At 72.6% G+C, this 20,418-nt stretch carries 22 protein-coding genes; 7 read left to right on the forward strand and 15 right to left on the reverse strand.

Annotated elements, in window-relative coordinates; all coding sequences use genetic code 11:
- Positions 1–156 precede the first annotated feature (156 nt).
- Entirely contained in the window at positions 157–1,311 is a 1,155-nt protein-coding gene (locus NDAS_RS19075) for a glycosyltransferase (protein ID WP_013154857.1), read from the forward strand.
- A gap of 110 nt (positions 1,312–1,421) precedes the next feature.
- A complete protein-coding gene (locus tag NDAS_RS19080) occupies positions 1,422–2,027 on the forward strand; it encodes a malonic semialdehyde reductase (protein ID WP_013154858.1) in 606 nt (201 codons plus the stop codon).
- Positions 2,028–2,139: 112 nt separating this feature from the next.
- Here NDAS_RS19080 and NDAS_RS19085 read toward each other — a convergent pair whose 3' ends face one another.
- The 6 genes from NDAS_RS19085 to NDAS_RS19110 all read right to left on the reverse strand — a co-directional run bounded on the left by NDAS_RS19085 (position 2,140) and on the right by NDAS_RS19110 (position 7,843).
- Positions 2,140–3,822 carry a PP2C family protein-serine/threonine phosphatase gene (locus NDAS_RS19085; protein ID WP_013154859.1) on the reverse strand — a complete coding sequence of 561 codons (1,683 nt, stop codon included), beginning with the start codon at positions 3,820–3,822 and terminating at the stop codon, positions 2,140–2,142.
- The gene (locus NDAS_RS19090) at positions 3,819–4,868 is read right to left on the reverse strand and encodes a SpoIIE family protein phosphatase (RefSeq protein ID WP_013154860.1); all 1,050 of its coding nucleotides are present in this window, start codon (positions 4,866–4,868) and stop codon (positions 3,819–3,821) included. The genes NDAS_RS19085 and NDAS_RS19090 overlap by 4 nt, the downstream gene beginning before the upstream one ends.
- Complete coding sequence (locus NDAS_RS19095) at positions 4,865–5,299, reverse strand: anti-sigma regulatory factor (RefSeq protein ID WP_013154861.1); 435 nt, start codon at positions 5,297–5,299, stop codon at positions 4,865–4,867. The genes NDAS_RS19090 and NDAS_RS19095 overlap by 4 nt, the downstream gene beginning before the upstream one ends.
- Positions 5,296–5,691 (reverse strand): STAS domain-containing protein, encoded by a 396-nt coding sequence (locus NDAS_RS19100; RefSeq protein ID WP_013154862.1) that lies wholly within the window; start codon positions 5,689–5,691, stop codon positions 5,296–5,298. Before NDAS_RS19100 ends, NDAS_RS19095 begins: the two co-directional genes overlap by 4 nt.
- A gap of 12 nt (positions 5,692–5,703) precedes the next feature.
- The gene (locus NDAS_RS19105) at positions 5,704–6,591 is read right to left on the reverse strand and encodes an STAS domain-containing protein (protein ID WP_013154863.1); all 888 of its coding nucleotides are present in this window, start codon (positions 6,589–6,591) and stop codon (positions 5,704–5,706) included.
- Between the two features lie 127 nt (positions 6,592–6,718).
- Positions 6,719–7,843, reverse strand: a complete 1,125-nt coding sequence (locus NDAS_RS19110) for a PP2C family protein-serine/threonine phosphatase (protein WP_049800386.1) — start codon at positions 7,841–7,843, stop codon at positions 6,719–6,721.
- Between the two features lie 286 nt (positions 7,844–8,129).
- Here NDAS_RS19110 and NDAS_RS19115 point away from each other — a divergent pair, with 286 nt between their 5' ends.
- The 3 genes from NDAS_RS19115 to NDAS_RS19125 all read left to right on the forward strand — a co-directional run bounded on the left by NDAS_RS19115 (position 8,130) and on the right by NDAS_RS19125 (position 9,462).
- Positions 8,130–8,555 carry a MarR family transcriptional regulator gene (locus tag NDAS_RS19115; RefSeq protein WP_013154865.1) on the forward strand — a complete coding sequence of 142 codons (426 nt, stop codon included), beginning with the start codon at positions 8,130–8,132 and terminating at the stop codon, positions 8,553–8,555.
- A gap of 377 nt (positions 8,556–8,932) precedes the next feature.
- On the forward strand, positions 8,933–9,118 hold the full coding sequence (locus NDAS_RS19120) for a hypothetical protein (RefSeq protein WP_041552865.1): 186 nt from the start codon (positions 8,933–8,935) through the stop codon (positions 9,116–9,118).
- A complete protein-coding gene (locus NDAS_RS19125) occupies positions 9,115–9,462 on the forward strand; it encodes a hypothetical protein (protein ID WP_013154867.1) in 348 nt (115 codons plus the stop codon). Before NDAS_RS19120 ends, NDAS_RS19125 begins: the two co-directional genes overlap by 4 nt.
- 141 nt (positions 9,463–9,603) lie before the next feature.
- Here NDAS_RS19125 and NDAS_RS19130 read toward each other — a convergent pair whose 3' ends face one another.
- The 8 genes from NDAS_RS19130 to NDAS_RS19165 all read right to left on the reverse strand — a co-directional run bounded on the left by NDAS_RS19130 (position 9,604) and on the right by NDAS_RS19165 (position 17,006).
- Complete coding sequence (locus NDAS_RS19130) at positions 9,604–10,470, reverse strand: glycosyltransferase family 2 protein (protein ID WP_013154868.1); 867 nt, start codon at positions 10,468–10,470, stop codon at positions 9,604–9,606.
- Between the two features lie 302 nt (positions 10,471–10,772).
- Positions 10,773–11,543, reverse strand: a complete 771-nt coding sequence (locus NDAS_RS19135) for a CDP-alcohol phosphatidyltransferase family protein (RefSeq protein WP_013154869.1) — start codon at positions 11,541–11,543, stop codon at positions 10,773–10,775.
- Positions 11,521–12,570: an iron-containing alcohol dehydrogenase family protein gene (locus tag NDAS_RS19140; protein WP_041552866.1), complete on the reverse strand. Its 1,050-nt coding sequence runs from the start codon at positions 12,568–12,570 to the stop codon at positions 11,521–11,523. The genes NDAS_RS19135 and NDAS_RS19140 overlap by 23 nt, the downstream gene beginning before the upstream one ends.
- 5 nt (positions 12,571–12,575) lie before the next feature.
- On the reverse strand, positions 12,576–13,307 hold the full coding sequence (locus NDAS_RS19145; RefSeq protein WP_013154871.1) for a phosphocholine cytidylyltransferase family protein: 732 nt from the start codon (positions 13,305–13,307) through the stop codon (positions 12,576–12,578).
- A gap of 33 nt (positions 13,308–13,340) precedes the next feature.
- A complete protein-coding gene (locus NDAS_RS19150; protein ID WP_238347033.1) occupies positions 13,341–13,982 on the reverse strand; it encodes a DUF5941 domain-containing protein in 642 nt (213 codons plus the stop codon).
- Positions 13,983–14,068: 86 nt separating this feature from the next.
- Positions 14,069–15,046, reverse strand: coding sequence for a hypothetical protein (locus NDAS_RS29660; RefSeq protein ID WP_013154873.1), 978 nt, complete (start codon positions 15,044–15,046; stop codon positions 14,069–14,071).
- Between the two features lie 221 nt (positions 15,047–15,267).
- The gene (locus NDAS_RS19160; RefSeq protein ID WP_013154874.1) at positions 15,268–16,158 is read right to left on the reverse strand and encodes an ABC transporter ATP-binding protein; all 891 of its coding nucleotides are present in this window, start codon (positions 16,156–16,158) and stop codon (positions 15,268–15,270) included.
- Entirely contained in the window at positions 16,158–17,006 is an 849-nt protein-coding gene (locus NDAS_RS19165; protein WP_019608200.1) for an ABC transporter permease, read from the reverse strand. The genes NDAS_RS19160 and NDAS_RS19165 overlap by 1 nt, the downstream gene beginning before the upstream one ends.
- A 664-nt stretch (positions 17,007–17,670) precedes the next feature.
- Between NDAS_RS19165 and NDAS_RS19170 the strand changes: the two genes are divergently transcribed.
- Complete coding sequence (locus tag NDAS_RS19170; RefSeq protein ID WP_013154876.1) at positions 17,671–18,420, forward strand: IspD/TarI family cytidylyltransferase; 750 nt, start codon at positions 17,671–17,673, stop codon at positions 18,418–18,420.
- Positions 18,417–19,190, forward strand: a complete 774-nt coding sequence (locus tag NDAS_RS19175) for a glycerophosphodiester phosphodiesterase (protein ID WP_013154877.1) — start codon at positions 18,417–18,419, stop codon at positions 19,188–19,190. The genes NDAS_RS19170 and NDAS_RS19175 overlap by 4 nt, the downstream gene beginning before the upstream one ends.
- An 89-nt stretch (positions 19,191–19,279) precedes the next feature.
- Here the strand turns inward: NDAS_RS19175 and NDAS_RS19180 are convergent, their stop codons facing one another.
- Entirely contained in the window at positions 19,280–20,332 is a 1,053-nt protein-coding gene (locus NDAS_RS19180) for a DUF4429 domain-containing protein (RefSeq protein WP_013154878.1), read from the reverse strand.
- Positions 20,333–20,418: the final 86 nt, after the last annotated feature.

A 20,418-nucleotide genomic window follows, 5' to 3' on the forward strand; every position in this document is an offset into this window, starting at 1 on the left:
AAGGTTCACCCGCTGCACTCCGTGCGGCCACCGGGCTTTCCTCGGCGCGTCTTTCCCGCTGAATACCGTGACGAAGAGCTGATACCGCTCCGAGAGGAGCGGCCAGGCCGATCCGCCCGAGAGGGCCTCAGACGGCGACACAGGTAGGTGAGATCGATGCACGCGCTCGTGGCCACGGTGGTGCACCACCCGGAGGACGCACGGATCCTGCACCGGCAGATCCGCGCCCTGTTGGACGCCGGACACAGCGTGACCTATGTGGCGCCGTTCCGCGAGTGCGGGGTGACCCCCTGGTCGGAACTGCGCTCGGTGGACGTGCCGCGCTCCTCGGGGCGCGAGCGGCTCGCCTCGCTGCGCGCCGCCCGCGCGGTGCTCGCCGAGCAGGCGCCCCTGGCCGACCTGCTGCTCTTCCACGACCCCGAACTCCTGATGGCCCTGCCGTCCAGACGCCCGGTGACGGTGTGGGACGTGCACGAGGACACGGCGGCGGCCCTGCTCACCAAGGCGTGGGTGCCCCGGGCGCTGCGGCGTCCGCTGGGCACGGTGGTGCGCTCCTTCGAGCGGCACGCGGAGCGGCGGATGCGGCTGATGCTGGCCGAGGAGGGGTACCGCTCCCGGTTCCGCCTGGAGCACCCGGTGGTGCCCAACACCACCGAGGTGCCGGAGTTCCCGGCGCGCGAGCCGGGCGACGACCGGATCGTGTACCTAGGCCAGGTGTCCGAGGCGCGCGGCGCGCGCGAACTGGTGGAGCTGGGGCGCATGCTGCGCCCGCACGGCGTGCGCCTGGAGGTGATCGGCGGGGCCGACGCCGGGGTGCGGCCGCTGCTGCGCGAGGCCCAGCAGGAGGACGTCCTGCACTGGTACGGGTTCGTGCCCAACGACCGGGCGCTGCGGATCTGCGCGGGCGCCATGGCGGGGCTGAGCCTGCTGCACGACACGCCCAACTACCGGCACTCGATGCCGACCAAGGTCGTGGAGTACATGGCGCACGGCCTGCCGGTGGTGACCACGCCCAACCCGATGGCACAGGAGCTGGTGACCGGCCGTCCGGAGGGCCCGTCGGGCCTGGTGGTGCCGTTCGGGGACGTGTCGGCCGCGGCGGAGTCGGTGCTGCGGCTGCGCCGGGACGCGGAGCTGCGCCGGAACCTGGCGCGCACCGGGCACCGGATCGCGCGGACCTCCTTCCACTGGCCGGTCCAGGCGCGCCTGTTCGTCAAGCGCCTGGAGGCGTGGGCGGACGAGGCCTCCGGCGGGCCGCTGGCCGTCGTGCCGCCCCCGCGGAGTCGCCAGCGCACTCCCGTGCGTGACTGACCCCACTTCCAGTCCAAGAAATATCTTCCTCGTCAACAAGTGTTGTGGTCCACGTCGGAGCCGACTCCGCACGGCCCCCCGCCACACCACGAGCACGACCGAGGAAACACATGACTGACGCGCTGGTACTCGACAAGGCGGCCCAGGACCTGCTCTTCCGGGACGCCCGTACCGCGAACAGCTTCACCGACGAGCCGGTCACCGAGGAGCAGGTCCGCGCGATCCACGACCTGGTCAAGTACGGGCCGACCGCCATGAACAACCAGCCGCTGCGGGTCACCGTGGTGCGTTCGGCCGAGGCCCGCGAGCGCCTCGTGGCGCACATGGCGGGCAACAACGCCCCCAAGACCTCGACGGCGCCGCTCACCCTGATCCTGTCCGCGGACTCCGACTTCCACGAGCACTTCCCGAAGACCTTCCCCGTCGCGCCCGACGCCCGGGACAACTTCTCCGGGATGCCCGTCGAGGCCCGCGAGAGCATGGCCCTGCAGAACGCGTTCCTCCAGATCGGCTACCTGGTCCTGGGCGTGCGCGCCGCAGGTCTGGCGGCAGGGCCGATGACCGGCTTCGACGCCGAGGGCGTGCGCCGCGAGTTCTTCGGCGAGGACTCCACACTGCGGCCCCTGGTGGTCATGAACGTCGGCAGGCCGGGCCCGGACGCGTGGTTCGACCGCCTGCCGCGCCTGGAGTACGACGAGGCCTTCACCGAGATCTGATCCGCGGCCCCTGCGCCGGCCCCGGGAGGGCGGGCGACGGGGGCGGGGCACCGCGTCAGGGGCCGGGCACCGAGGGTGCCCGGCCCCTCGCGCGCGCGGACCCGGGCCGCCGCTACCCGTCCGCCCGCGGGGCGTCCCGCTCGGCTGCGAGGAAGACCAGCAGGCACACGTCGTCGTCGCAGTCCTGGTACTTGACCATGGCGTCCAGCAGGTCGTCGGCCGCCTTGTCCGGGCCGCCCCGCCAGTACGGCGGTCCCCCGAAGCCCTCCACCAGGCGCGCGATCCCGTCGTCGATGGACTCCCCGCGCCGCTCGATCAGGCCGTCGCTGTACAGCAGCAGCGCGGCGCCCGGGGGCAGTTCGACGGTGTGGTCGGTGTAGGACAGCTCCACCGGCAGGCCGAGCATGCCGCCGGACGGCAGGGGCACCGCCTCCGCCCTGCCCTCGCCGTCGCGCCACAGCGGCGGCGGGTGCCCGGCCCCGGCCATCACCACCTCGGGGTCCCCCGGCCGGAAGCGCACGATGACCGCGGTCGCGAACAGGTCCGGTTCGAGGTGGCCCAGCAGCCGGTGCAGGCGTTCCAGCAGCACGGCCGGGCTGCGCTCCTCCAGCGCGTACGCGCGCAGGGCCGTGCGCAGCTGGCCCATCATCACCGCCGCGTGGATGCCGTGCCCGGTGACGTCGCCGACCACGCCGATGAACTCGCCGTCGCCCCGCGAGAAGACGTCGTACCAGTCGCCGCCCACGTTCATCCCGCGCGTGGCGGGCAGGTAGCGGGCCGTCAGCTCCATCCCCGGGGTCTCGGGCAGCTCGGTGAGCATGGCGCGCTGGAGGGTGGCCGCCGTGTCGCGCTCGCGCTCGAAGCGGCGCGCGTTGTCCAGCGAAGCCGCCGCCCGCCGCGCGAGTTCGACCAGCACGACCTCGTCGTCGGCGTCCAGGGGGTCGGTGCGGCGCAGCAGCAGCACCCCGAGCAGCCCCGAGCCCGTGAGCAGGGGGAGGGCCAGCTCTCCCTCCCCGGCCAGGGCGTCCGTCGGGCGTTGCCGGGCCGCGGCCAGGAGCACCGTGTCCGGCACGGCTGCCTCACGCGCGTCGGAGGCGCACAGGCCGCCGTCCTCGTCGGTGAGCCACGCCTCGACGGCGTCGGCGCGCTCGGGCACGAGCAGGTCCTGGAGGCGGGCGAAGATCTCCGACTGGTTCAGGGAGGTCATGAGCCTCGCGCTGGCCGTGGAGAGGAACGTGAGCCTGTTGCGGGCGGCCTCCGCCTGGTCCCGGGCCGCCCGCTCGGCCGCCAGGAGCCTGCGCTGTTCGTCGCTGGCCTCGGCGAGTTCGGCGTGCAGCGCGAGCACGCCCTGGTTGGTCTCCTCCAGCTCGCGCTGGTGCCACTCCAGCTCGCGTGCGCGCTCGGCCGCGACGGCGGCCACCCTCCCCGCGCGCTCGGAGGTGCGCAGCAGCTCCGCCGCCAGGAGTTCGGCGTCGGCCTCCTCCTGACCGCCGTCCGCCGCGGCCTCCGGGTCGAGGGGCTCGGGGAGGGGCAGGGCGGACTCCCAACAGTTCTCCCCCGCGCCGTCGCGGACGGTGGCGCGCAGCACGAGCCCGTCCTCGGACAGCTCCACCGCCAGCGCGGCCGGGCCGTCGGGTTCCGCCGCGCGCAGCGCCGACGAGGAGGCGCCGTCCAGGAACTCCAGTTCGGCCTCGTCCCCGCCTCGTGCGGCGCCGAGCACGCGTGCCATGGCCGCGCGTGCCCGCGCCGCGTCGACCGTGCCGCGGACCCGCAGGTCGAGCAGCGGTTGCGTCATCGTCCTCCCCCGTCAGGGCGTGCGGTGTGCGTGACCACGGCGACGCTGGTGTCGTCGCGCAGCGGACGGGCCGCGCTGCCCGAGTCCCGGAACACCGCTCCGGCCACGACCGCGGCGTCGTGGCCGCGCAGTGCCTCGACGCCCTCGGGTTTCCAGCGTCCCGGCACCCCGTCGCTGTGCAGGATGAGCATGTCGCCCGGGGACCACTCCCGCCGGGCCGGGACCGGCGTCCGCAGGGAGAAGGCCCCCACGATCCCGGGTTGGGAGAGCAGTGTCTCCCAGCGCCCGCCCCGGTACAGGCGCGCGCCGATGTTGCCGACCCCGCAGAAGGTGAGGCGGCCCCGGGACTCGTCGATCTCGACGATCGCCACGGCCGCCCCGCGCGTACGCCGCAGCGCCTCGTGCAGCCCGCGCAACAGCGTGTCGGGGGTCCCTCCCCGGCTCCCGGTCACGAAGCGCGAGGCCACGTCGGCGGCCTCCGAGGCGGCCTCACCGTGCCCGAGTCCGTCCGCGAGCATGACCGTGCGCAGGGCTCCGCCGCTGCGGAAGGCCAGGGCGTCCCCGGAGAGCTTGTAGCCGCCCAGGGGGACGTGTATCCCGCCCGTGGCCGCGCGGGCGCCGAACAGCGCGCGGTCGGCGGGCCGGGCGAACCGGGCCACCGCGACCGTCCCCCTCCCGGGAGCGCTCTGGACCTCGAAGAAGTCGGCGGCGCGCGCGCAGGCGCCGAGCCCCGCCCCCAGGGAGTCCTCGGAGGTGGAGAAGCCGTCCTCCATGGCGCGCGGGACGTCGGGGATCCCGGGGCCGTGGTCCAGGGCGAGGATCTGCAGGGCCCGGGCCGTTCCCCACGGCTCCCTGGCCTCCTCCGCAACGAAGCGCCCACCGCCGGCGTACCTGCACATGTTGGTCGCCAGTTCGGACGCGGCGAGGGCCGCGGCGTCCGCCGCGGCCCCGTCCAGACCGATGCCGAGCGCGGCCTTGCGGGCGGTCCGGGCCGCGTCGGACACGTGCGTGGCGTCGGTGACCGCCAGGTCCCAGACCCTGGTCATCGGGCTCCGCGCCCGTAGGGGTCGGCCCAGGAGGTGATGGTCACCCTGGTCCCTCCCTCGGGGAGGTTCTCGATCTCGAACTCCTGCACGAGGCGTTTGGAGCCGCTCAGGCCCATGCCCAGGCCGCCCGCGGTGGAGTAGCCGTCGGTCAGGGCCATGTCCACGTCGGGGATTCCCGGCCCGGAGTCGACGAAGGACACGCGCAGTCCCTGTCCCGCCTGGCCGTGGACGACGCGGATCTCGGTGGACCCGCCCCCGCCGTGCAGGAGTGTGTTGCGGGCCAGCTCGCTGGCCGCGGTCACGAGCTTGGTCTGCTGGACCAGGCCGAATCCGGTCTGCTGTGCCAGGGCGCGCACCTGTTGGCGGACCACGGTCAGGTCGGTGTCCCTGCGGATGGGCACGTGGATCGGTTCCGCGGAGGTCCGGCTCACGTCGCGCCCCGTTCCGGCCGATCCTTCCGTTCGATGGTGACCCCGAAGCTGGCCGCCGCCTCGGTGACCGTGCGGGCGGTGTCCATGCCCGGCAGGGTCAGGCCCAGTTCGACCAGGGTGATGGCCACCGCCGGGCGCATGCCGACCAGGACGGTCCTGGCCGCGAGGAGCCGGGAGGAGGCCGCCACCTCGGCGAGGACGCGTGCGAGGAAGGAGTCGACCATGTCGAGCGAGCTGATGTCGATGATGAGTCCGCGCGAACCGGTGTCGGCCACCGCGGCGGTCACGTCGTTCTGGAGATCGACCGCGGCCTCGTCGGGGAGTTCGCCCTGGATGCTCACGAGCAGCAACCCGCCGAGGTCGAGGACCGGGATGGTGGGAGGACTAGTCACGTACCTGTCCAATCAGCTCTCGGGGCCCTTGACGGACCGCACGTTGCGCTGACGGCGCTCCAGCGCCCACTCCAGCGCGTCGGCCAGACTGGCGCGGGTGGTGACCGGGCCCAGGTCGAGGCCGAGTTGGACGATGGTCTGGGCGATGGCGGGGCGGATACCGGAGATCACGCACTCCGCGCCCATGAGCCGCGCCGAGGCGACGGTCTTCATGAGGTGCTGCGCCACGAGCGAGTCCACCGTGGACACGCCGGTGATGTCCAGGATGGCGATGGTGGCCTTGTGCTCGACGATGGCCTCCAGGAGGTTCTCCATCACCACCTGGCTGCGCGCGCTGTCGAGCATGCCGATGAGCGGCACGGCGACGAGGCGGTCCCAGAGCTTGACGACCGGGGTCGCCATCTCCAGGAGCTGCTGGCGCTGGCGCTGGATGATCTCCTGGTTCTCCTGGAGCATGCTCTCCACGACCATGACCCGCAGGGTGGCGAACAGCGTGACGAGCTGGATGCGGACGTCGCACAGCTCGTCGGGCCCGGTCTCGGGGGCGTCCGCGACCAGCAGTTCCATCGCGGCCTCGCCCAGGACGCCGACCTCGCGGTCGACCTGGGCGATGGACAGCCCCGACCTGGTCCGCGAGGCGGTCATCGCGACGAGCTGATCGCGGACGGGGTGGAAGCCCGGGGCCTCCAGGTCGTCGACGCGTCCGCTGTCGGCGACCACCGCGAGGGAGTCGACGACCGCGTGGCAGGCCTCGACGGCCTCGTCCCGGGTGACGGTGAACACCGTCTGGAAGAGGGACAGGTCGGCCCACCGCTGGGCGATCTGCTCCCTGCGGCGCCGGAGGAAGGCGGACACGATCCGCGCGCCCGACCCGGAGTGGTCGGATGCTCCGTCAGTCATACATCTCCTCGTGGTCCTGCGTGTCGCTGGAAGGGGGGTCCTGCGTTGTTTGCCGCGTGGCAATTGTCTACCAGACGCGGGCCGGGTGGAAACGGGGCGCAGCGCGCGCCGGAGGCGGCCGAGGCGCCTACTCCGGCTCGCTCCGGCCCCGCCAGTCCAGGCATACCACCAGCGCGTCGTCGACGGACTCGTGCTCACCGCGGTACTCGGCCAGGTGGCGCAGGACCTCCTGGGGGACGGAGGCGCTGGGCACCAGCCTGGTGGCCAGGATGGCCAGGGACAGTGCCCGGCTGCCGAAGGTCTCCTCCTCGGACGGCCCCTTGGCGTCGAACACGCCGTCGCTGACGAACACCAGCCGGTCGCCCGGCTCGACCCGGAAGCGCTCCGCGGTGTAGACGGTGTCCTCGGCCATGCCCATGGGCAGCTGGGCCTCGAAGGGCAGCTGCTCGACGCGGTCGCCGCGCAGGCGGTAGAGGAGGGGCGAGCCCGCGTCGACCGCCTGCACCTCGCCGGTGGCCAGGTCGAAGCCGAGCAGGAGGACGTCCAGGTAGCGCTCTCCCCGGTAGTGGGCGTAGACGGCCTTGTCGGCGAGGGCGACCTGGTCGGCCAGCGGGATCCCGCTGCGGCGGGCGTTGCGCAGGGCGTTGACCGCCAGGCTGGTCAGCAGCGAGGCGTCGATGCCCTCGCCCATGCCGTTGGTGATGCCCAGGGTGAGCCGGTCCGGCGCGGCCGACCAGTCGAAGTTGTCGCCGCGTATGGAGTAGGCCGGCTCCAGCTGGGCGCCGATGCTGTACTCGGGGCACTCGAATCCCCGGCCCGGCAGCAGGTCCCACTGGACCTCGGCGGCCAGGGTGAGGCGGTCCCTGCGGCGCAGCGTCCGGTAGACGTCGGTGTCGCGCTCGGCGACGAGGATCTCGTGGCCCAGCAGGCTGGCGACCTGCCCCAGTTCGGCGAGCACCCCGGCGGAGTAGTCGGCCGCCTTCAGTTCGACGGTGAGCACGCCCAGGCGGTCGCCGCGGGCGCTCACCGGAAGGTGAACGGTGACGGCCTCGGAGCCGAAGCTGTCCTCGACGAAGGTCTCCTGAGCGCCGAAGACCCTGCCCACGACACTGTTGAAGACGGAGTACTCCCCCGCGCACTCCCCGGGCGGATCGGGGACGTGGCAGAGTACCTTGAGTCCGTAGTCAGCGAGGAAGAGTTCGGCGGACACCGCCGCGTAGTCCTCGGAGAGAGCCCCACGGAGGACCGCCATGAGCCCGTGCGGCTGGGCCTCGCGGAGGGACCGCGCTACGGTCTCGTATCTGTTCACTGGCTCGACCTGTTTTTTCTGTGCCGATTGGAGAAGTATCCCGCACACCGGCACGGGTACGGTCGGCGGGCGCGGAACGGGGCGTTCCGTTATGGTCGTAGAGGTACCCCATTTCCGATGCCGGATGGGTACAGCTCACAGACGCGACGTGTGAGAGTGGAAAGTGAGTCCTGAATCGCAGGAACCGACAGCCGAAGCAGCCCGTGCGGCCTCCACCGTCACCGAACTCATGGAAGTGCTCTGGGGGCGCGGCCGTGAGGTCGCCTCCTCACCGGTCTCCCCTCCGCAGCTCAAGGTCCTCTTCATCCTTGAGGAGGAGGACGGTGTGAACCTGCGTACGGTGACCGAGCGCCTGGGTTCCACTCCTCCGTCCGTGAGCAGGCTGTGCGACCGCCTCCAGGCGGTCGGCTTCGTGACCCGGACGCCGAGTCCGAACAGCCGTCGTGAGCTGAGGCTCTGGCTGAGCGAGAGCGGCCGGACCTTCCTGCGCGACCTGAGGGCCCGCAGGGAGGCTGAGCTCCACGAGGTCATCGCCCGCATGCCCCCGCGCAAGCGGGTGATGCTCATGGAAGGGCTCGTGTCCTTCCGCGAGGCGGCGAGCCGCTCCGAGGAACGCTCCGAGAGTTCCGACCAGCCGAACTTCCGCACGGCCTGAGCCACTGGTGCGGACCGGACGGTCGGCCCGGCGCCACGTCTGGGTGGAACCCCGGCGTCCCCGCCCTGCCCTGGGCAGCCGCCACCTCGGGGCGGGCTTCCCAACCGCAAACAATGCCGCCAGAGTCAACTATTGTCAAGCGGCAACAGTTTTCCGTCACCGCATCGAGGCCGCGGCCGCCGCCCTGCCCCCGCCGCGTCCCGCCCCGAGGAATCCGGGTCGAAAACGCCGAACCGCCGGTCCGTCGGAGCCCGCTCCCCTAGGCTTCACCTACGCTTGGGCCACAGCAGCTCAGGCGCCGACCCCTCTCCCCTCTGTGCGACCGGCTGGGACTGCGTATGGTTCGTCCACGACACCCGAACAAGGATCTGGAATCCGTGCTCCGGGCAGCCGAGGTCAGGCAGTGGAGGGTCGAGCGCAGGAGGAAGTACTACAAGATGTACTGCCCGTGCCCGGAGAAACACTTCAAGACCGTTAAGCTCACGCCCTCCGGGGCAAATTACCTCAAGGACCTGCTGGGGCAGCTGCGTCGGGCCACATGCTGGGAGGAGCGGAACCTGTGACCACACACCACCTCGTAGCCGACCTTTCCTTCGAAGCACGGAACGGCGCCGACAGTGACCGGGACTTCGACGACTTCGTCGACCGCTTCGTCGACGAGTTGGACAACCTCCAGGAGTGCGATCCCGGCATCGTCGACCCCGACGTGGTCGGAAGCCTGGCCAACCGCACGCTCTCGGTGACGATGGGTGTGGAGGCCGGAACCCTGGAGGACGCCTCACGCCTGTTCTCCGCCAACGTGCGCGCGGCACTGCACGCGGCCGAATGCGGAACGCCGACCTGGCCCCACTTCGTGCCGAAGGATCGCGCCCCCCAGGTGCGCCACCGCGACGCGGCCACCAGCTGAGCGAAAAGCCCCCTCGACCGGTGGGTCCGAGGAGTTCTGGAACTCCGGAGCCCGTCGGTCGAGGGGGCTTTTCGCTGTCGTGGCCGGACCGGCCACCGGCGCGCGGGGGGCGGCGGGCCCCGGCCGGCGCCGGCCGGGGGCTCAGATGATCGGCGGGCGTCCGGCGCGGGTCATCCGCCACGCGGTCGACCAGCTGATCGGGGTGCGCGGACCGGCCTCCTCGCGCCAGCCCTCCCGGAAGCCCCCGAACCACGAGCGCAGCGCGTCGCGGTCGCGCTCGCGCAGCACGGTCAGCCCGACCCAGGTGCCGAGGTAGGCCGCGGCCAGGGGCCAGGGCAGGTTGCGGCGGGCCAGCCACACCCGGTTGCGGGCGTTGAGCCGGTAGAAGTTCTCGTGCCGGGTCGGCGCCACCGCCGGGTGGTACATCACCGCGTCGGCGTCGTACTCGATCCCGTAGCCCGCGTCCATGATCCGCCAGGCGAGGTCGGTCTCCTCGTGCGCGTAGAAGAAGTCGCCCGGCAGGCCGCCCCCGGCCTCGAAGGCGGTGCGCCGGATCGCGCACGCCCCGCCCAGGAACGTGGTCACCACGCTCGACTTGCGGGAGTCGCCCACGCGCAGGCGCGGCACGTGGCGGCGCTGGTCGGGGCCGCCGTCGGGGTCGGCGATACGGAAGGACAGCGCGCCCAGCGACGGGTCGGCGGCGAAGCGCTCGCGCACGTGGCGGGCGAGGTCCCTGGAGCGGTACCAGCCGTCGTCGTCCAGGAAGAGGATGATGTCGCCGCTGGTCGCGCGCACCCCGTGGTTGCGTCCCTCGGGGATGCCCACGTTCTCCGGCAGGCGCACCCGTGTGACGCCCTCGGGCAGCTCCGGCAGGTCCGCGCCGTTGCCGACGACCACGACCTCGACGTCCGCGTCCTCCTGCTCGAACACGCTGGTGATGGCGCGGCGCAGCTCGGCCGGACGGTTGCCCATCGTCAGCAGGACGCAGGACAGGGTGGGCGCGGACACCTGGGGGCGGCTCCGTTCGGCTCTGGGCGCTGGGGAGACCGTCACCTCCGGCTTCTCCGGGCTCGGTGAGGACGGAATCACGGGTGTGGCCATGGTTGCGACCGTTCAGTGGACGAAGTGTTACTGGAAGGTTGACACACGGCCAACGATCGCAGGAACAGACTAACGAAAGAATAAAGGGAAGGTGGACGGGACCGTGGACAGGGTAACCTGCACGGCCCCGTTCGTGACGTCAACGTCATCGGCGCGTCGTTCGTGACGCTCCGACCCGGTTCGGGCCGGGGGCGCCCGAAGTGTCCGCGCTATTCGAGGCGGCGCGAGGCGAGCACGCTCACGAAGTGCGCGAAGCTCATCAGCACGCCCACCGCGGCGCACGCCGCCACCAGGATCCGGGTGGCCGTCAGGTCGCCGAGGAAGGCGTCCACCACGGCCGCCACCACGACGATCAGGGACAGCTCCACGGCCTGGATGAGGCGGTGCACCTTCAGCGCCGAGGCCAGGCGGCGGGCCAGGCTGAGCCCGGACGAGCGCGGACGCATCGCCTCGTCCGAGACCTTCTCCGGCAGGCCCGCCTTGGCCCGCGCCACCACCACGTTGTCGGTCTCGGCCTTGATGAGCGCCACGCCGATCGCCGCGGCCATGCCCAGGATCACCCAGCCGCCCGGCTCCCACCCGCCCTGGGCGCGCACGCCCAGGCCGATGAGGAGCGCGATCTCGGACACGTAGTGGCCGATGCGGTCCAGGTAGATCCCGGCCACGCTGGTGCGGCCGGTGTAGCGCGCCACCTCGCCGTCGGAGCAGTCCAGCAGCAGGTACACCTGCACGAACAGCGCCGCCGCGATCGCCGACCACAGGCCGCCGAAGGCGACCACGACCCCGGCGAGCACGCCGAAGGCCATCATCAGGTAGGTGATCGGGTTGGGGGGGACGCCGAGCCGGACGAAGAACGTGGTCAGGTACGGGGACAGGTCGCGCATGTAGAGGCGGCCCGCCCAGTGCTCCTCGTTCGTCCTCTCCTTGATGCCGGCGGGCTGGCCGCCCGCGCGGACCTCAGCGACCGACGGCTTCGACATAGTCCTTGACGCTCCGTCCGATCTCGTCCTCGGAGAGGTTCAGGTGTTCCAGGATGGTGAACCGGCCCGGACGGGTGTCCGGGGCGTGGACCACCGCCCGTGCGAACTCCGCCTCGTCGAGTCCGACGTCGGAGGGCACGACGGGCAGCTCGTGACGGATCAGGCAGTCGCGGATCTCGTTCATCCGCGCCTGCGACCAGTCCAGGTGCCGCACCCGCAGGAAGGACGCGTACAGCGCGCCCAGCCCGGCGAGCTCGCCGTGGTTGCTGGTGCCCGGGTGGAGCTGGGTGACCGCGTGCAGGATCTCGTGGCACGCGCCGCTGGCGGGGCGGCTGGACCCGGCCACCGACATCGCCATCCCCGAGAGCACCAGGCCCTCGGCCAGCACCGTGAGGAAGGCCTCGGACTCCACCGAGTCCGGGCGGTGCAGGACCGCCTCGGCCGCGACCCTGGCGAAGGTGACGGACATGCCGTCCACCGGCTCGCCGTTGACCCGGCCCGCCAGCTCCCAGTCCTCGATGGCGGAGATGTTGCTGACCACGTCGCCGATGCCCGAGCGCACCAGGTGCGAGGGGGCCGCCCGGACGTAGTCGACGTCGATGACCACGGCGATGGGCATGGTCACGCCGATGGAGGGCTTGCCGCCCTCGTGCTCCAGCGAGCTGACCGGCGAGGCGATGCCGTCGTGCGCGAGGTTGGTGGCCACGGCCACCATGGGGATCCCCGCCATGGTGGCGGCGAACTTGGTCACGTCGATGGTCTTGCCGCCGCCGATCCCGGCGACCGCCTCGTAGGCGCCCGAGCGGAGCTTCTTTCCCAGCTCGGTCGCGGCGTCGACGGTGCCCTCCTCGACGTGGAAGACCTCGCAGTTGGGCAGGTCCAGCTCGGAGGCGATCTGCGCCCCCTGCCCCGGGCCGACGGCCACGGCGATGCGGCCCTCGGTGGCGATCCTGCGGTCGGCGAGCAGCGTCCCGAGGGAGGAGACGGCTCCCCGGCGCACGTCGATCGCCAGCGGGGAGGGGAGCATGCGGGCTAGTAGCGGCATGCGATCTCCCTCGCCTTGGCCAGGTCGTCGTGGTTGTCGACCTCGACCCAGTCCACCTCGCCGATCGGCGCCACGGCGACCTTCTCGCCGCGGTTGACCAGCTCCTGGTAGCCGTCCTCGTAGTACAGCTGCGGGTCGCGCTCCCAGGTGGCCTTGAGGGCGTCGGCGAGACGGGCGTCCAGGGAGCCCTCGATGAGGGTGGCGCCGATGTACTCGCCCGCGGCGGTGGCCGGGTCCATGAGCTTGGTGATCGTGCGCAGGTGGCCCTCCTCGTCCAGGGTCACCTTCATCTCCTCGTCAGCGAGGCTTTTCACGCTGTCCACCGCGAGGAGCAGTTCCGGTCCCCGTGCGGCGAGTAGCGTTTCCTCGACGCTCACGGGGTGAACCGTGTCGCCGTTGACGAGGAGGACGCCCTCGGAGAAGAACTCGCGCGCGGTCCACAGGGAGTAGGCGTTGTTCCACTCCTCGGCCTTGTCGTTGTGGCTGAGGGTGAGCTTGACGCCGTGGCGCTCCTCCAGTGCCTCCTTGCGCGCCTCGACCGCCTCCGCGCGGTAGCCGACCACGACGACGACGTCGGTCAGCCCGGCCGCCGCCAGGTTGCGCAGCGAGATGTCCATGATGGTCGTCTCGCCGTCGACGGGCACCAGCGCCTTGGGCAGGGTGTCGGTGTAGGGGCGTAGACGGCGCCCCGCGCCTGCGGCGAGAACCATTCCGAGCATGAGGGCGTGTTCCTCCTTAGTCGGGGAGGGCTCTCACGCCTCCCCGTTCGTTCCGGCGGCCGGTTGGCCCCCGTCTGCGTGGCCTGGTCGGGGGATCCGCGGATCCCCCTGGTCCGTGTCGCCCTCGCCGGGGGCGGCGCTGGCGCGTACGTCGGCCACCGGTGTCGCGCTCCAGGTGCGCACGGCCTCGCGGACGAGCAGCACCGCCAGGTATCCGGCGAGTATGCCGTAGGCGGGGGCGAGCGCGTGCAGCGCTCCCGCGACCGCGATGACGAGCATGCGGCCGTCCCAGCCGAGCGCCGCGGCGCGCACCCCCGCGGGGCGGGCCGCCCCGACCGCGGGACGGGCCACGTCGTCGCCGTGGTGACAGGCGACCGCCATCAAGAGTACGAACACCAGTGGACCCGGTACACCGGACGCCAGCCCCAGGACCGCCAGGTACCCGTACTCGGTGACGCGCAGGACGGGTGGCACGAGCCAGTCGAACCGTCCGTCGTGGGGGTGGCCCGAGGCCAGTCCGGACAGTAGCAGGGCAGCGACCGGTGCGAACAGGGTAATGCCTGCCAGCCGTCCGTGGCCTGCCGCGAGGAGCGTTCCGACGACCAGGAGTCCGGTGAGCGCCGTGAGCAGGGGCGGCGCTCCCCCCGGCGCGATCCGGCCGAGCAGGAGCGCCATGTGACTGTCATCACGAAGAAACCGCAGGTCGGGACGGATCGGGTCGTACCGGTCCCGGTCCGAACCCCCGTGCGCGGCGCTCGCGTTCACTGTCGGCTCCGCGCGGGATCGGCGAGTTGGGCGGTCACCGCGACGACGCAGCCGACCACGAGGGTGACGAAGGCGACGCGCGCGTCCCACAGCGTGGCGGTCACCGCGATGGCCAGGAAGCGCACGGGTTGGGGGAAGTCCGCGATCCGGCGCAGCGGCGAGGGGGCGGGGCGGTCGTCCGCGCCGCGGTCGTCGGCTCCGGTGTCGGCGCGGTCCCGGTCAGGGGTCCCGTTCGGGGGTAGGCCGTTCGGGCCGGCCCCTTCCTCGGGGCCTCCGCACAGGGGGGTCCCGTGCCTGACGGCCCCGTTCACCCGGACGCCGTTGGCGGAGACCCCGTTCACCGCGGGCCGGTTCACGGCCGTTCTGTCGGCGCGGGCCCCGGCGGGGGCGCGGACCGGACGCGAACCGCCCGTTGTGCCGTCCACCACAGTGGCGCCGAACAGGCGCTCGGTCAGACCGGGATCGCTGGCGCGCGGCCCCCGCGGCGGGCGGGGCGCCAGACCCCCCAGAAGGCCGCCAGCGGGCCGCTGGGCGGACGAGGGGGGTCTCCTTCGACCCGGCCCCGGCTCCGGGACGGCCGGAGCGGACCCGGCCGCCAGGAGCGAGTCGCGCAGGGCCAGGGCGACCAGCGCGCCCGCGGCCCACCCCCAGGCCCCGCCGATCCCGGCGGCCACGGCGCCCGCCGCCAGGCCGAGGTAGACCGCGTACTCGCGCAGCTGCGACAGCATCGCCGCGAGCCACAGGGCGAGGGCGTCGCGCCGGTCGGCCCGCATGCGCTCGCGGACCGCGTCGCAGAACAGGACCGCGCCGAGGAAGGCCGAGCCCGCCAGGCCGCCGACCGCGTCGGCCCGGGAGAACCAGACCGCCGCGCCCACGGCCCCCAGGACGCCGATCCGGGCCACCCCGGAGCGGGTGACGTGTCTGCGTTCGAGCATCCGCGCGGCCAGCCGCGCCACGGTGCCGCTGTGGGCCATGGACGTGTCCTCTCCCAGCTCTGATGGGAGACACCGTTTCTCACTCTGTGTAACGGTTCAATCACTGACACACGCGCAGATCGTCGCGGCGGGGTCGGGCGGTGCGGGGCCCTGTCCGGACATGTGGCGAAACGCCGGACGCGCACCGCCGGGCAGTCTCCGGTGGTGCGCGTCAGCGCGTCAGCGCGTTCGGTGGGAAGGCCGGGCGGACCCGGGCGGCTTCAGGCCGCCTGGCCGCCGTCGCCGCCGCCGTTGTCGGCCTCGGCGGCCTTCCTGGCCTTCTCCTCCGCGCGCTTCTTCTTCTCGGCGTCGCGCTTCTTGCGCTCCTCGATCTCCGCCTGGGTGTCCTCGTTGTAGGCGGCGAGCGCGGCGTCGATGTCGGTGTCCAGGGCGAGCCCGCCGCCCTTGACGTAGAGCCCGCGGTTGCAGAACCGGCGCAGGTCCCTCTCGCTGTGCGACACCAGGACCATCGTGCGCTGGTTGGCCAGCATGCGGTCGATGGCCTCGTAGCACTTGCGCTTGAAGGCCTTGTCGCCGACCGCGAGCACCTCGTCGACCAGCATGATCGGGTGCTCCAGCTGCGAGATCAGCGCGAAGCCGAGCCGCACCTTCATGCCGCTGGAGTAGTGGCGCACCGGGGTGTCCACGAACTTGGACTTGATCTCGGCGAAGTCGACGATCTCGTCGAAGCGCTCGTCGATCTGCTTCTCGGACATCCCGTGCAGGGAGCCGACCAGGTACACGTTCTCGCGGCCGGTCAGGTTGTCGTTGAACCCGGCGCGCAGCTCCAGCAGCGGGGCCACCTTGCCGTGCACGTGCACCTCGCCCTCGTCGGGGATGAGCACCCCGGCGATCAGCTTGAGCAGGGTCGACTTGCCGGTGCCGTTCTTGCCCACGATGCCCACGCACTCGCCTCGTCCGATGTCGAACGTGACGTCGCGCAGCGGCCAGAACTCGTCGCCCTCGGCGTTGGGGTCGCGCTTGGTGCCGTGGATGAACATCTCGCGCAGGCTGCGCTTGCGTCGGCGGTTCACGGCGAACTTGACGCCGAGGTTCTTGGCCTCGATGACCGGCCCGGTGGTGATCCCGGCGCCGTAGGTCGTCTGCGCCATCACAGCTCCTTCAGGACGGACATCTCCAGACGGCGGAACGTCCAGTATCCGATGATCAGCATGAGAATCGAACCGACCACCGACGAGGTCAACGCGAGGGTGCTCGGGGTGAGTTCGTCGAATCCGGCGAACCACACGGCACGGTGCATCTCGAAGATACCCAGCAGCGGGTTGAGCTGGAAAAGTGTCTTCGCCCACTCCGGAACGCTGGGCTCGGTGAGCACCAGCGAGGCGGGGAACAGGACCGCCGAGCCGTAGAACAGCAGGCGGGAGGCGATGCGCACCAGGCGCTCGACGTCGCGCAGCAGCACGTTGACCGCGGACAGGAAGAGGGTGAGGCCCAGCCCGAAGACGAACTGGAGCACGACGGCCAGCGGCAGCCACACCAGCACGCCCTCCCACGAGGGCCTGCCCCCGAGGAAGATCACGAAGAGGATCAGCACGGGCCAGGTGAGCAGGTACTCGATGAACTTCGTGCCGACCGTGGCCGTGGGGAAGATCTCCCGCGGCACCTTCATGGTGGTGATCAGCTTGGCGTGCGTGATCATCGCGCGGGGGGCCTCGGACAGGATCGCCCCGAAGGTGTTCCAGGGCAGGATCCCCGCCACGAGGAACAGCAGGAAACCGCCCTGCGCCAGGGCCTCCTCCGGCATGCCCCGTTCCGCGTTGAGGATGACGCCGAAGACGACGAAGTAGACCATCGTCAGAGCCAGCGGCTCCAACATCGTCCACGCGTACCCCAGTACGGACTGCTGGTACTTGACCTTCAGGTCGCGCCGGACCAGGAGGCCGACGACCTTCCGGTGCTCCCAGACGGCCAGCGCCCTTGACGCCACCGCCACCTCCAAGGGTTGATGTCTCGTCCGATCCACGCTGGGGACGGACGGGCGTGCTCGTACTCGCCTGTGCGCACCGGCCGACATACGCGGTCCACCCCGTACGGCGTACCGAAACGGGGGAGCGTGTCCGGGCGACCGGGGGATGTCACGGACCGCGCCCGGTTCAACGACCGCTTCTGGGAGGAGGTCGGCACCGGGCACGCCATACAGGCGTCCATAGGTTACCGCTGCGAACGACGGGCTGTGCCACCCCACCTGTCACCAATGCGTGTTTTGTACCTTCGCCCAGGGAGGCCGGACGCGGCGCGCCGAGGCCGCGCGGGGCGCGAAGCGCCGTGCGCGACGGGGCGCCGTACCGGGTGGAGGCGCCGTCGGGCGGGGGCGCGGGGCGGGGGCGCCGCCCGGCGGACCGTCGGCTAGCCTCGGCCGGGAACGCACCGGGCCCGGGGAACCGCGCCGGATGGCGGGGCGCGGAACCGCGGGCGGCACGGTGTCGTTGGGAAACACGGTGTCGGCGGGCCCGGAAGGAACCGCGCGCGAAGCGCGTCCGTTGAGGGCGGTGGAGGGCGGCGGGTGGGCCCCCGTACATCCGGGAAACCCGAACGCGACCGGGCGCACCGGGGGTATCCGGCCGCTGTGGACGGCGGCCGTGGACGACGGAAGAGGTGGAGCCATGCGTCCGCGCGTGATCGCGGCGGTTCTGGCCGGAGGGGTGGGCGCGCGGATGGGCGCGCCCGCGCCCAAGCAGCTGCTGCCTTTGGAGGGCCGGCCCATCCTAGAGCACGCCGTCGCCGCGTTCGAGGCGTGCCCGGACGTCGACGAGATCGTCGTGCTCATGGTGGAGGAGTACCTCGACCGGGTCCGGGAGATCGTCGACGCGGCCGGGTTCACCAAGGTCACCGCGGTCCTCCCCGGCGGGGCGACCCGCACCGGCACCTCCGTCGCCGCCCTGGCCGCGATGGGCGGCGCCGCCGACACCGACCTGGTGCTGCTGCACGACGCGGCGCGCCCGCTCGTGAGCCCGGCGGTCATCAGCGCGTGCGTGGCGGCGCTGGCGGAGACGGGCGCGGTCGGGGTGGCGGTGCCCAGCGCCGACACCGTGGTGCGGGTGGCGCCCGGCGGTTCCGGCGGCGAGGTGATCATGGAGGTCCCCCCGCGCGCGCGGCTGCGCAGGATGCAGACCCCGCAGGGCTTCCGGCTCGGTGTGGCCCGCCGCGCCTACGAGCTGGCCTCGGCCGACCCGGACCTGGTGGCCACCGACGACTGCGGCGTGGTGCTGCGGTACCTGCCGGAGGAGGAGGTGCGGATCGTGCCCGGAGAGGAGACGAACATCAAGGTGACGAACCCGGGCGACGTGGAGATCGCCGAGACGCTGCTGCGCCGCGGGCGCGAGCGCGCCGCCCTGTCGGGGGCGGACGCGTGAGCCGGGTCTTCGAGGCGACCGAGGTGGTCGGACACCGCGGCGCGGGGCGCGGCGTGGTGGACGGCGCCCGGGAGAACACGCCGGAGTCCTACGCCGCGGCGGCGCGGGCGGGGGCTCACTGGATCGAGATCGACGTGCGCCGCACCGCCGACGACGCGCTGGTGCTCTACCACAACGCCGCCCTGGACGACGGCCGCGCGATCGTGGAGCTGACCGCGCGCGAGTGCGCCGGGGCCGGGCTGGTCGGCCTGGAGGAGGGCCTGGCCGCGATCCCGGCCGGGGTGGGCCTGGACGTGGACGTCAAGTCGGTGATGGAGGACGCGGTCGACGCCCCCTCGCGCCGGACGGTCTCGCTGCTCCTGCCGTACCTGCGCAGGGAGGCCGGACGCCGCCGGGTGTTCGTCTGCTCCTTCGACCCGGGCGTCCTGCTCGCCGTCCGCGAGGAGGTTCCGGCGGCGCCCACGGCGTGGATGCCGTTCGTGCGCAACCCGCTGGACCAGGCCGTGGCGGGCGCCGCCGGGATGGGGTGCCCGGTGGTGGCGATCGACGCGCGCTCGTTCGGGCTGTCCGGCGACGCGCCCCGGCCGGACCGCCGGTCGGTGGAGTACACCGTGGACCTGGCGCACCGGGCGGGGATCGAGGTCGTCTCCTGGTGTCCGGACCCGGTGGACGCGGCGCGGTTCGCCGAGGCGGGGATGGACGCGGTCGTGGTGGACGACGTCCCCGGGACGGTGTCCGCGCTCAAGGGCGGCACCGCCGGGGAGTACTGAACCGGGTCCCCGCCCCACCGCGCCGATCCCACCGACCGGGTTCCGCCGCCCGGTCCCGGGACCACGGGTCCCGGGACCGGGCCGCGGTCTCAGATCCGGCCGAGCAGCTCGGCCTTCTTGGCGGAGAACTCCTCGTCGGTGAGCAGTCCCCTGGCGTGCAGTTCTCCCAGGCGCTCGATCTGCTGGAAGATCCACTCGTTGTCGGGTCGGCCGTCCGCCTTCCCCGCGGCGTCCAGGGCCTGCTGCGGGGAGGCCGCCCCGGCCCCCGGTCCGGCTCCGGGTCCGGCGCCCTCCCCCGCGTCCGGAGCCGCGGACCCCGCGGACAGGGCCCGCAGCTGGTCGGTCGAGCGCGCCGCCGCGTCCAGCCACCACCGCGGGTCCCTGAGCCTGGCGGCGACGCCGCGCCCCTCCCGGCCGCCGGCCCCCGACGCCTCCGCGGCCCACACGTGGGCGGTGACCGCCGCGGCCATGAGCAGGGTGTCGTAGCCCTCCGCCCCCTCCTCGGCGACGAGGGCGTGCAGGTCCTGCTTGGGTTTGCCGGTGTCCCTGCCGCCGGTGTCGGCGGTGACCAGGCGCATGTAGCCCCACTCCCAGCCGTCGGAGGGCGCCCAGTCCACCCCGGTGATCTCGGAGAGGTCGTACTCGCGGCGCTGCGCCCTGCGCTTGCGCCCGCTCGCCTCACCGCCGGACCAGACCAGGCGCACGGTGGAGCCGTCCAGGGTCGCGGTCCCCTCGGAGGTCTGGATGTGGAAGGGCAGCCGGGGCACCAGGCGGACGGCCGTGTCGGGGGCGGGCGGCCCGCTCTGCTCGGCGGCGAACCGGATCTGGTCGGCCAGGTACTCGGCGACCAGTTCGCCGCTGGCCTGGCCGGTGAGCCGGAAGGGCTGGGACTTCTCCTTGAGCATCGCGCCGACCGCCGCGTAGGGGTCGGTCCGCTCGTGCAGGCGCAGCTGCAGCAGCCAGCCCTTCCTGGGGCCCGCGCCGGGCTGGAAGTCGACCTCGGCGATCGCGGCCACGGGGAGTTCGAGCTGGCCGATCCGTTTGAGCAGGGGGTCCTTGAACCAGCCCTGGGCCTCGTACCTGATCGCGACCGTCTCACCGTCGAACCGCCACACGGCCTGGTTGCCGCGCAAGTCGTCCATGGCACCCACTTTCCCTTTCCCGTCCCTCACCCCTGCTTAGCAGAAGGCCCTCTCCCGCACGAGAGAGGGCCGGGGCCGGAAGCGGC

Origin of the sequence: Nocardiopsis dassonvillei subsp. dassonvillei DSM 43111 (assembly GCF_000092985.1) — a bacterium.
GTDB classification, from domain to species: domain Bacteria; phylum Actinomycetota; class Actinomycetes; order Streptosporangiales; family Streptosporangiaceae; genus Nocardiopsis; species Nocardiopsis dassonvillei.

Coding starts and splice junctions, on each gene's coding strand:
- NDAS_RS19150 (WP_238347033.1), bottom strand. CDS start 13,982: ATGGCGCTCCTGCTCGGCCGGATCGCGCCGGGGGGAGCGCCGCCCCTG.
- NDAS_RS19075 (WP_013154857.1), top strand. CDS start 157: ATGCACGCGCTCGTGGCCACGGTGGTGCACCACCCGGAGGACGCACGG.
- NDAS_RS19080 (WP_013154858.1), top strand. CDS start 1,422: ATGACTGACGCGCTGGTACTCGACAAGGCGGCCCAGGACCTGCTCTTC.
- NDAS_RS19145 (WP_013154871.1), bottom strand. CDS start 13,307: ATGCTCGGAATGGTTCTCGCCGCAGGCGCGGGGCGCCGTCTACGCCCC.
- NDAS_RS19170 (WP_013154876.1), top strand. CDS start 17,671: ATGCGTCCGCGCGTGATCGCGGCGGTTCTGGCCGGAGGGGTGGGCGCG.
- NDAS_RS19105 (WP_013154863.1), bottom strand. CDS start 6,591: ATGACTGACGGAGCATCCGACCACTCCGGGTCGGGCGCGCGGATCGTG.
- NDAS_RS19090 (WP_013154860.1), bottom strand. CDS start 4,868: ATGACCAGGGTCTGGGACCTGGCGGTCACCGACGCCACGCACGTGTCC.
- NDAS_RS19135 (WP_013154869.1), bottom strand. CDS start 11,543: ATGTCGAAGCCGTCGGTCGCTGAGGTCCGCGCGGGCGGCCAGCCCGCC.
- NDAS_RS19180 (WP_013154878.1), bottom strand. CDS start 20,332: ATGGACGACTTGCGCGGCAACCAGGCCGTGTGGCGGTTCGACGGTGAG.
- NDAS_RS29660 (WP_013154873.1), bottom strand. CDS start 15,046: ATGGCCCACAGCGGCACCGTGGCGCGGCTGGCCGCGCGGATGCTCGAA.
- NDAS_RS19085 (WP_013154859.1), bottom strand. CDS start 3,822: ATGACGCAACCGCTGCTCGACCTGCGGGTCCGCGGCACGGTCGACGCG.
- NDAS_RS19115 (WP_013154865.1), top strand. CDS start 8,130: ATGGAAGTGCTCTGGGGGCGCGGCCGTGAGGTCGCCTCCTCACCGGTC.
- NDAS_RS19110 (WP_049800386.1), bottom strand. CDS start 7,843: ATGGCGGTCCTCCGTGGGGCTCTCTCCGAGGACTACGCGGCGGTGTCC.
- NDAS_RS19160 (WP_013154874.1), bottom strand. CDS start 16,158: ATGGCGCAGACGACCTACGGCGCCGGGATCACCACCGGGCCGGTCATC.
- NDAS_RS19140 (WP_041552866.1), bottom strand. CDS start 12,570: ATGCTCCCCTCCCCGCTGGCGATCGACGTGCGCCGGGGAGCCGTCTCC.